This window comes from Nocardia wallacei (assembly GCF_029868745.1).
Taxonomy (GTDB): Bacteria; Actinomycetota; Actinomycetes; order Mycobacteriales; family Mycobacteriaceae; genus Nocardia; species Nocardia wallacei_B.
Map to the genome: position 1 here is coordinate 21,551 of NZ_JARWOP010000264.1, position 9,404 is coordinate 30,954.

Here is a 9,404-nt window from a genome sequence, read left to right on the forward strand (position 1 = left end):
GTCAGCACTCCTTTCCGGGGACCGGAATACACACCGACGGTACCTGGACAACTGTCGCGGATTGGTCGACCACGAGCCCATCCTTCGACGACGCGATCGGCTGGAGCCGCGCCAGTAGGTCGCGCGTATTCGTGACAACCTGTCCCATTTCTTCACCCAGACGTTCCAGCTCAGGGATGACGTCGGCCAGGGCTCGCGCAACGGATTGCAACCTGGATCGATACGCCGGCTCGAGGCCCGCGATACGCGCGAGAAGCTCGTCCATCAGCCGGACGGCTTCGTAGATCTCGGCCTTTTTGTCGAGGCCCACTGTCTCCATCAGATTGACGCTGTCGATCATTCCGCCGAGTGTCGCCTTCGACTCGTTGATCGCGCCGAGATACTCGTCCGCCATCGCGAGCGTGTCCGAAATGTCACGGTTCTGGCGGTCGAGGATGTCGACCAGAGATCCGAATGCCTCTGTTGCTCGGCGAATGCCGGACGGTCCACTGGCAATCGCAGCGTTCATGTTCGTCAAATTCTGCCGCAACGTATCGCCATCGATATCATCGATCGGCCGAATCGCGTCCTCAAAAGTCCGACCCAAGCTGTACGGAAGATGGACCCTCTCGGCGGGAATGGACGAGTGTAACGCAGAATTCCCCGCCGGCGTCACCGCGAGGTAGCGGCCGCCGATCAGTGTCAGCATACGGATATCGAGACTCGTCTGGTCACCGATGAAGATGTCGCTGTCGACGGTGAAGCTCATTCGAACGTTCCTTCGGCTCAGCTCGATAGACTTCACCGCACCAACCGGCACACCCGCGATTCGGACGTCATCGCCAACCTTGACCGAGCCCACTTCCGGCATTTCCGCCCAGTATGTGGACTCGTCGAAAGGTACTACGTAGACTACTACGCTCGCCGTCAAGACCGCTCCCATCACTGCGGCCCCGACGGCAGCCCAGCGCAATTCTCGGTCCATGCTTCGAAGGGGAGCACTCACCGTCTGCAACGCGGTACCCCCGCGAACACGGAATAGCTTACTGATCACCGCTCGCATATCGAGATCCTTTGCCCACTGATCAACACATGTAACGGCGCCGGAACTTCGGCGTTGCCGTTCGAGCAGTTACGATTGATGACCGGTCCATCGGCGGGAACCCACGCATTCAGTGTCTCGAGAACGGCCGGCAGCTTCCGCAGCACCTCGACCGCCTGTTCCGGGTCCGGAAATACTGCCCCCAACAGGGCATCGGCATCGGCGTTAGGTCCGGCCGTCAAGCCGAAGGCCTCGAGAAGGCCGTTCAATGGCGCGATCACGTCTGGTGCCATGAGGGCGAATTCGACAATTCCATCCACCTTGCTACGCAACGTGGACACAACCGAGGCCAGCTCCGAGACAAGTCGGACGAGATGCGAGGATCGGCCACCGATATGGTCGGATATCTCTTTGAGATTTCCGACCAGAACGGTGACTACCGCTTGCCTGTCCAGCGCATAGTTGGACAAGGCTTCGATAGAGTCGAGGACGGAACCGACGCCCGCTCCGTCTCCCTCGATGACAGCGATCATGTTCTCTGCGAACTTGTTCACCGCTTCGGGCGACAGCTCTGCGAGTACCGGTTGTAAGCCGTTGAATAAATCCGTAATGTCGAACGACGGGATCGTGTTGGCAATATCGATCTTATGTCCGGCCGTCAACTCCGCTGTGGTCGGCGATGATTGTTGAACATCGAGATATCGCTGTCCTACGAGGTTCTGATAGCGAATCGCCAGCACAGTGTTCTCGTAGATCGGGTGATTGCGCTGGACCGCAAATCCAACCACCGCTCGACCACTGGCATCCAAGGTAATCGATCGTACCTCGCCAACTCGAAGACCATCCATACGGACATCGTCGCCGGCCTTGAGGCCGTTCGCGTCGACGAATTCAGCCGAGAATTCTACCACGTCTCCAGATACGGGGCGTTGCACCGTCTGAACGATGATCGCGAGCAGCACAGTGATCACGACGGCAGACACGATAAGTTTTGCGCTGGTCGCCAGAAAACTTCGCTGTCTTGTCATCGGCCACCTCCGATGTTGGATGTCGGCGGAAGACCCGGCAAGAACGCGGTGAACGCTGGAACCATATCGAGAACCAACTCGATGTTCAGAATCGGACCGTCTGGAGTCGACGTGAATGATCGGTCTAGACGTGATAGGAGTTCAGTGAGCTGCATGCTCGAGGCGCCGGGGGTAGGTACCATTTTAGTGGCCGTTGACAGAACCGGAGCGAGCATAGCCGCATAGTCCGACAGATGACCCTGAGCCGCGAATAGAGTTTCCGCCAGCCCAGGAAAGAACTCCCGACCTACAGTATTGACAGTCGTATCGAACAGCTCACGATCTGTATTCAAGATCTCGATCGTGGTGAGCCGATTTATGAGGCCGACCGTACCGTCGATCATCGATGCAGTCCCGACTAGCATGGAACCGTATTGGTCCAGCAGCTGCGATATCGGCATCGTCTGGGTTTCAGCAATGTTCCGGCTGGATACAACGATTGCCTCCATGAGAGGTGTGAATTGCCGGGCTATTGTCGCGCCCCGTGTCAGGATCTCGGTCAATTCCGGGACGAGAATGTCTCCAGTTGCTTGAGCTACGCTGCGGATGAGAACACCCATCGTTGCGTCTCGTTGCCGGTCGGCTCGCGGCCCCGTCAAATCGACGATACTGCCATCCCGTAATGGAGCCCCACCATCACCTGGTTTCAGCGCAATTTCACTGATGCCGAACAAGTTCGATGGCGAGTAGTCGACGAATAGCCCGTCCGTGAGACCTGCCGATTCGGCGCTTTCCAGTCTGAGAATCAATTGTTTCGCCCCATCGTCCGATTCGATCGCCGAAACATCACCTATCTCGATACCGTCGAATCGAACGGGTGTTCCGACGGTGATTCCGTCGCCGATGGACTCGGTACGCAGCAGTACCACTATTCGATTATCATCCTGTAGGGCCATCACAACAGTCCAGGTCAAGGCTACTACGATCACTGTGATCACGGCGAGAACACCCAGCATGACCGATGACCGCTTCGATGTCGACACACCCGGCGTTTCATAGCGAGACATCGTTTCTCACCCCGTAAATTCGATGGAGGAGTTGACGCCCCACAGGAGGAGGGTCAACACCATATCCAAACCGATGATTGCCACGAAGCTTGCTCGGACAGCACGTCCAGATGCGATTCCGACGCCTTCTGGCCCACCAACGGCGAAGAACCCATGATAGCTGTGGATAAGAATCACAGCCGTCCCGAATACGAGAACCTTTATCACCGAGGCCGTCACATCCCAGCCGCTGATGAATTGATAAAAATAGTGATCGTAGACACCGGCGGCTTGGCCATGAAGTTGCACGATCACCGCGCGACAAGCGGCATAACTCAGGATCAAGGCGATCAAGAATGTCGGAATGATTGCCACGGCCCCGGCGATGACCCGGGTGGTCACAACGAACGGTATCGATCGCAGTCCAAGCGACTCGAGTGCATCGATCTCCTCGGAGATCCGCATAGCGCCGATTTGGGCCGTAATACGGCATCCGGCTTGTGCGGCGAACCCGACGCCCGCAGCAATCGGTGCAAGTTCCCGTGTATTGGCAAAGGCCGAAACGATGCCGGTCACCGGCCCCATGCTGATCAGGTTGAGAGTGGTGAAGGACTCTACACCGACCGAGCCTCCGATCACCAGACCGAGTACCACCAGCATCGGTACAGTTCCACCGCCGACGATAATGGACCCTTGGCCCCATGTCATATCCGTGATCACGCGCATAGTCTCGGCTCGATATCGCCTGATCGTGAACGGGATCGCGGACAGCGCCTCCCAAACGAACGCGAGTACGAAACCGATCGACTCCAGGGGCGCGATGCGCGCTCCGAACGGCGCTATTCTTCTCCTGAGCCTCGCCAGCCGGGGTGGAGTAACCTTTACCTCCGACATCTAGGCCAGCCTCGTCGGAAGGAATATCGACACCAGCTGAGTAATTATGAGGTTCGTGATGGCGATGGAAACTACGGAGAGAACTACAGCCGCGTTCACGCCATCCGCCACTCCGCGCGGACCGCCTTTTGCTTCGAGCCCCCGCTGGCACGCGATCACGACCACGATGAATCCGAACAGCACGGACTTGGCTATCGAGACACCGATGTCCGCGACGACGGTGAAAGAGCCGAACGTTCCCCAGTAGCTGCCGGGGGTCACTCCCTGGGGGCCGATTGCGACCGCATATCCAGCTATCACGCCCGTGAAGATGATCAAGATATTGAGCATCGGCGCGACGAAAACCATCGCCACCATCCGAGGAATAACGAGTCGGTGCAAGGGGCTGATGCCCATCGTTCGCATGGCATCGATTTCTTCGCGAATGTTACGTGCACCCAGATCCGCCGCGATTGCGGCCGCTCCGGCCGCACCCAGCAGCAGCCCTGTTGCCATGGGGGCGCCCTGTTTGATCACACCCAATCCACCAGCGGCACCGAGCAGGGAGTCCGCCCCGATTTGATGAATCAAGTTTCCGACCTGGACGGAAACGATGACACCGAAAGGCACGGCCATCAGGATGGCCGGAATCGCAGTAACGGTGATCAGATACCAAGCTTGATTCAGTGCCTCTCGCCACTGGAATCTCAAACGAACGATATCGCTTACTGCTCCCGCAGCCGACTCAGAAGCCATCTGCGTCGACCGGCCAAAAGTTCTGAGCGCCGACACTACGGTTTCGGAAAAGTTTTCCCTGAGCAACCTCGTCGACGTCGATAGCGCGCTACGTTCAGGCATTACCACAGATTCCCGTCCTAACCAAGAGTATCGCTCCGCAACGCAACTGGCGCGCCCGCTAGGAAAGTGTCGACGATCCGGCATAGCTCGTTCTCCGAATGATCGGAATGGCTTCGCCGGTATGACGTACCTCGTCGGGTCATTATCGAGCGCACCCTGCTCACGGCACCTCCTTGTGCACTACTGCAAGTACCAGATACTCAGGGTATGAGTATGTGGTGCTGCTCACGCAGTGTCAATAGAGGATTTCGATCGATCCCGGGACGCGCGAGCGACCCTCTGGCAACCGAGCGATATCGCCCCGGCGAAAGTCGGCCGATAGCAACCGCGACGTGCGACGACACCATCCACATGAGCAGTCTCGCCCATCTACGGCCGAGGAAAGTGCGGTTGTGGTGCAGGGGCGGGTTGGCAGGCATCGGCCACCGAAGATACTCCCTCGGTCACTACTCCGGCTGCACTTTGCTCCGCTTCCGTCGCTGGGTGGCGCCGTTTCGCACTGCCTGCTTCGGCATTGCCAGTCCACCCATAAGCCCTGATCGACGGGAATGATCGCGACCAGGCAGCTCCGGCAGATGAACCGCCCGGGTGTGGTGCCCACGCATTTCGGCGGAATGAAAGCGGTCTCTGCGAGGCTCGGAGCGACCCGTAAGCCCTGCGCAATTGGGTGCGCCGCGCCGCGGTCGACACCGGCGGCGCCGAAGGCGTGTCGACGGAGGCAGCGAGGGAGATTTGCCAGCTGCACCGCACGAATAGGGAATCCGAGGAACGATCGGAATCCGCGAAGCGGCAACATCTTTCTTCGTGCGACTAGCGGCCGCGATAGCAGTGGCTGATCGTGCGCGGCAAGAAGGTCGGCATGACCAAACCGAACCAGGCCGCGTCGAGAGCGACCGACCTGGCGGACCGGCAGTTTCGGGTTCTGGCGCAGAACACGCGGCTCATGGCCGATTCACCTACATCCGCCTGATCACCGATGTTCGTCTACCGCGTTCGTCGTCGATGCCTACGCCGGCTGCGTCCTCGGCTCGGAATGCTCGACCAGCGAAGACGCCACGTTTGCGGAGAAGGCGATCCGGCCCGCGGTTGCTCTGCGGGCTCGCGAAGGTCTTCCGGTCGGTGGAGCGATACATCATTCCGATGTGAGGTCTCGATACACCGCAGTGAAACTCGTGGAGACACTGGCGGTCTCGGATCTCCGACGGTCGATCGGGTCGGTCGGGTCGGCGGTGACGCCTACGCCAACGCGTAGGCAGCAACCACGATGCGGCTCCACACAACCGACGCGATCCCCAGCGATTCCTGTTTCGGCGCCGATCCGCTCACCCGGCTCGACGACGTCGAGCTCCTCAGCGAGGACTGAGTCGGCTGGTTAAGTCCCGAATCGTGCACTGCTGGGGCTGCAACCATCGGCCGAACACGAGACGGGCTGCTATGCACTGAACGTCGCGCAATCGGCTGAGGGTTGGGCAAAACCGGTGCATCGAAGCAAGAGCGGGTCAGCCACCGCTGAGCCGGCCTACGCCCCACGCACTGCCGCGTAGCCATCACCCAACAGACCGTGGCCTCAGGCCGAGCCGGCGAGCAACAGTTCGTCCCGGTTGATGTGGAGTTGCTGCGTGATTGCCCGCTTACTGAATACGAAGTCGCGGGGGCGGTTGATACAGTCGGCGGCAACGAGCTCGCCGGCGCGGAGGTAAAAGCAGGTGAAGTCGCGGTCCCCGGATGGGTCCCCGCTGAGGACGACTTCGTCGTATCCGGTGTTGAGGCCGGCGATCTGGAGCTTGAGATCGTATTGATCCGACCAGAACCACGGAAGCGCCGCTATCTTCCTGGACTTCCCGTTGATGGTCGCGGCTGCGACCTTGGCCTGCTCGCTGGCGCTCGGCACCGACTCCAGGCGTATACGGCGGCCATAACGGGCCATCCGGTGACTGGCGCAGTCCCCAGCCGCGACGATATCGGGGTCCCAACGCTCGCAGGGAGGCGGCCGTCTCCAGTCCGATGTAGCCGCCGCCGACGATCACGGCCCGCCGCCCGGGGCGGGCAGCGGCTCGGATCATCTCGACATCGGCGGCGGTGCGTAGGTAGTAGACCCCTGCCAGATCGGCGCCCGAGGTGGCGAGCCGACGAGGGCGGGCACCAGTGCACAGCGCGAGCTTGTCATAGGGCAATGCGTCGCCAGTGCTCAGTGCGAGGCGACCAGCCGATCGATCGATCGCCTCTACTGTCGCATCCACGAGTTTGATTCCCTGCTTGCGATAGAATTCCGCGCTGCGGATCGCGAGCTCGTCAATTGTGCTCTTCCCGGCCAGATAGGCTTTCGACAGCGGAGGGCGTTGATAGGGTAGAGTCGGCTCCTCACCGATGAGGACGACCTCGCCCGTCCACCCATCCTGGCGCAGACTGGCCGCGAGTTGGACTCCACCATGGCCGGCCCCGACGATGAGAGCTCGCTGTACACTCATACGTCTGCCTTCGGAGTGAGGCGGACCATCATCTTGCTGATGCCCCGCACGAAGTTGGACTGCACGTACTCGGGCTCCCCCACGACCTCGATATTCTCGAAGCGAGGAAGCAGCTCCTCCCAGAGGATCCGAAGCTGCAGCTCGGCCAGCCGGTTGCCCATGCAGCGGTGGACGCCGAAGCCGAAAGCGATATGGTTGCGGGCGTTGGACCGGTCGATTATGAACTCGTCCGGTCGTTCGAACACGCGCTCGTCGCGATTGCCCGAGGCATACCACATCACCACTTTGTCGCCCTTGCGGATGAACTGGCCGTTCAGAATTGTGTCTGCCTTGGCGATCCGGCGCATGTAGGCCAGCGGAGTTTGCCACCGGATGATCTCCGAGACCATATTGGGGATCAAGCCCGGGTTCGCCTTCACCTTATCGAACTGGTCAGGGAAGCGGTTGAGTGCAAGCACACCGCCGCTCATCGAGTTCCGGGTCGTGTCGTTGCCACCGACGATCAGCAACAAGAGGTTGCCCAAGAACTCCATCGGGCGGTCGATCAGATTTTTGGTGTTCTCGTTACCCTGCAACATGGTGATCATGACCCGTCCCCCATGGATGCGACCAGCCGGAATTAGAGTCTCGTTGGCCCTGATCAGGGGTTAGAAGGGACTATGGGAACCATGGCTGGACGGAAACGGCATTCCGCGGAGGACATCGTGCGCAAGCTGCGGCGCGCCGATGAACTGGCCGCGGAAGGCTTGACCGGCGAGCAAATCGCCGCTGACCTGGGAGTCTCGGCGGCGACACTCTATAACTGGCGTCGCCAATATGGAGGCATGGACACCGGCGCCGCCAAAGAACTCAAGGAGCTGCGGGGACAGAACGCCCGATTGAAGCGGCTGCTGGCCGATGCGGAGCTGGAGAAAGACGCGCTGCGCGAGATTTCGAAGGGAAAATTCTAGGCCCAGCGGCCAAGCGACGGGCCGTGGACATGCTCAGCGAGGTCATGGGCATGTCGGAACGGTTCGCGTGCAAGGTCATTGGGCTCGCTCGCTCGACTTACCGCCGGTGCCCGGCCACGCAAACACCGGCAGACGCCGACGCCGACGCGGGCCTGGCTGCGGAATTATGCGGCCAAGAACCCGTGTCACGGGTTCCGCCGGGTCTGGGCAGTGCTGCGGTTCGACGAAGGCCACCGGATGAACATCAAGAAAGTCCACCGGCTCTGGCGGGAAGAAGGTTTGCAGGTGCGGGCGCATCACCCGCGTAAACGAGCCGGCGCCTCGTCGGTGCCGGCGGTGGATGCGGATGCGCCGAAGGTGGTGTGGGCGCTGGATTTCCAGTTCGACTCTACCGTCGACGGGCGGGTGGTGAAGATCGCGTCGATGATCGACGAGCACACCCGCGAATCCCTACTGCACTTGATCGAGCGGTCGATCACCGGCGAGCGTCTGGTCGCCGAACTCGAGCGGGTCTTCGCCGTCCACGGGGCGCCGAAGGTGCTGCGCCTGGACAACGGGCCGGAAATGATTTCGGCAGCGCTGCAAACATTTTGCCGAGACCGGGTCGGGATCTCGTATATTCCGCCGGGTACCCCCTGGAACAACGGGTACGTGGAATCGTTCAACCGGCGCCTGCGCGTGGAATGCCTCAACCGCAACCACTGGACCAGCCTGCTCGAAGCGAGGGTGGTGATCGCGGATTTCAAGCACGAGCACAACCACCGGCACCGGCATTCGGCGCTGGGCTACCGCACCCCGGCCGAGTACGCTGCGGCCTGCACCCACACCCACCACCCCGTGGGCTGCGACATCAACTGAACACCGACCGAACGACACCGACTCTGAAACCGGGTGGTCGCGTTATCGGGGACTGGCCAAATTTATCAATCCTGGACGAAACTACATAATTAAACTCCGGCAAAAGTTTGCCCTAACCTCCCCGATTCGCAAATACAACGGATCTCGAATCGACGACCGTCAGGGAATGTAACACCCTCTGCCGAATCATAATAATATCGATCGCGAAAATACCGTGACGTCGAGAATAAGGAATCTCCATGGTGAGCGCGTACGTAGGCCCGGGGAACGATGCGGATGACGACTTGGCATCCGAACTCCCATCACTGCCAGCACCTTTGAAG

General features: G+C 60.2%; 8 protein-coding genes and 2 pseudogenes. 3 read left to right on the forward strand and 7 right to left on the reverse strand.

From position 1 onward, the window contains the following. Nucleotide 1 precedes the first annotated feature (1 nt). The 5 genes from QH470_RS23940 to QH470_RS23960 all read right to left on the reverse strand — a co-directional run bounded on the left by QH470_RS23940 (nucleotide 2) and on the right by QH470_RS23960 (nucleotide 4,805). The gene (locus QH470_RS23940) at nucleotides 2–964 is read right to left on the reverse strand and encodes an MlaD family protein (RefSeq protein ID WP_048833144.1); all 963 of its coding nucleotides are present in this window, start codon (nucleotides 962–964) and stop codon (nucleotides 2–4) included. 65 nt (nucleotides 965–1,029) lie between these two features. Then, a complete protein-coding gene (locus QH470_RS23945) occupies nucleotides 1,030–2,049 on the reverse strand; it encodes an MlaD family protein (RefSeq protein WP_014349805.1) in 1,020 nt (339 codons plus the stop codon). Then, a complete protein-coding gene (locus QH470_RS23950) occupies nucleotides 2,046–3,095 on the reverse strand; it encodes an MlaD family protein (protein ID WP_084538260.1) in 1,050 nt (349 codons plus the stop codon). The genes QH470_RS23945 and QH470_RS23950 overlap by 4 nt, the downstream gene beginning before the upstream one ends. Before the next feature lie 6 nt (nucleotides 3,096–3,101). Continuing rightward, entirely contained in the window at nucleotides 3,102–3,968 is an 867-nt protein-coding gene (locus tag QH470_RS23955) for an MlaE family ABC transporter permease (protein WP_036542649.1), read from the reverse strand. Then, nucleotides 3,969–4,805, reverse strand: a complete 837-nt coding sequence (locus QH470_RS23960) for an MlaE family ABC transporter permease (RefSeq protein ID WP_043737830.1) — start codon at nucleotides 4,803–4,805, stop codon at nucleotides 3,969–3,971. Between the two features lie 838 nt (nucleotides 4,806–5,643). Here QH470_RS23960 and QH470_RS23965 point away from each other — a divergent pair. Beyond that, the gene (locus tag QH470_RS23965; RefSeq protein ID WP_255220970.1) at nucleotides 5,644–5,775 is read left to right on the forward strand and encodes a hypothetical protein; all 132 of its coding nucleotides are present in this window, start codon (nucleotides 5,644–5,646) and stop codon (nucleotides 5,773–5,775) included. A gap of 597 nt (nucleotides 5,776–6,372) precedes the next feature. Here QH470_RS23965 and QH470_RS23970 read toward each other — a convergent pair. Next, nucleotides 6,373–7,273 (reverse strand): annotated as a pseudogene (locus tag QH470_RS23970) (NAD(P)/FAD-dependent oxidoreductase). Next, nucleotides 7,270–7,860 (reverse strand): annotated as a pseudogene (locus tag QH470_RS23975) (cytochrome P450); the annotation flags it as partial. The pseudogenes QH470_RS23975 and QH470_RS23970, both read right to left, overlap by 4 nt. A gap of 81 nt (nucleotides 7,861–7,941) precedes the next feature. Between QH470_RS23975 and QH470_RS23980 the strand changes: the two are divergent. Both QH470_RS23980 and QH470_RS23985 read left to right on the forward strand, forming a co-directional pair. Further along, the gene (locus QH470_RS23980; RefSeq protein WP_067514846.1) at nucleotides 7,942–8,223 is read left to right on the forward strand and encodes a transposase; all 282 of its coding nucleotides are present in this window, start codon (nucleotides 7,942–7,944) and stop codon (nucleotides 8,221–8,223) included. Between the two features lie 78 nt (nucleotides 8,224–8,301). Next, the gene (locus QH470_RS23985) at nucleotides 8,302–9,081 is read left to right on the forward strand and encodes an IS3 family transposase (RefSeq protein WP_267898933.1); all 780 of its coding nucleotides are present in this window, start codon (nucleotides 8,302–8,304) and stop codon (nucleotides 9,079–9,081) included. Nucleotides 9,082–9,404 lie beyond the last annotated feature (323 nt).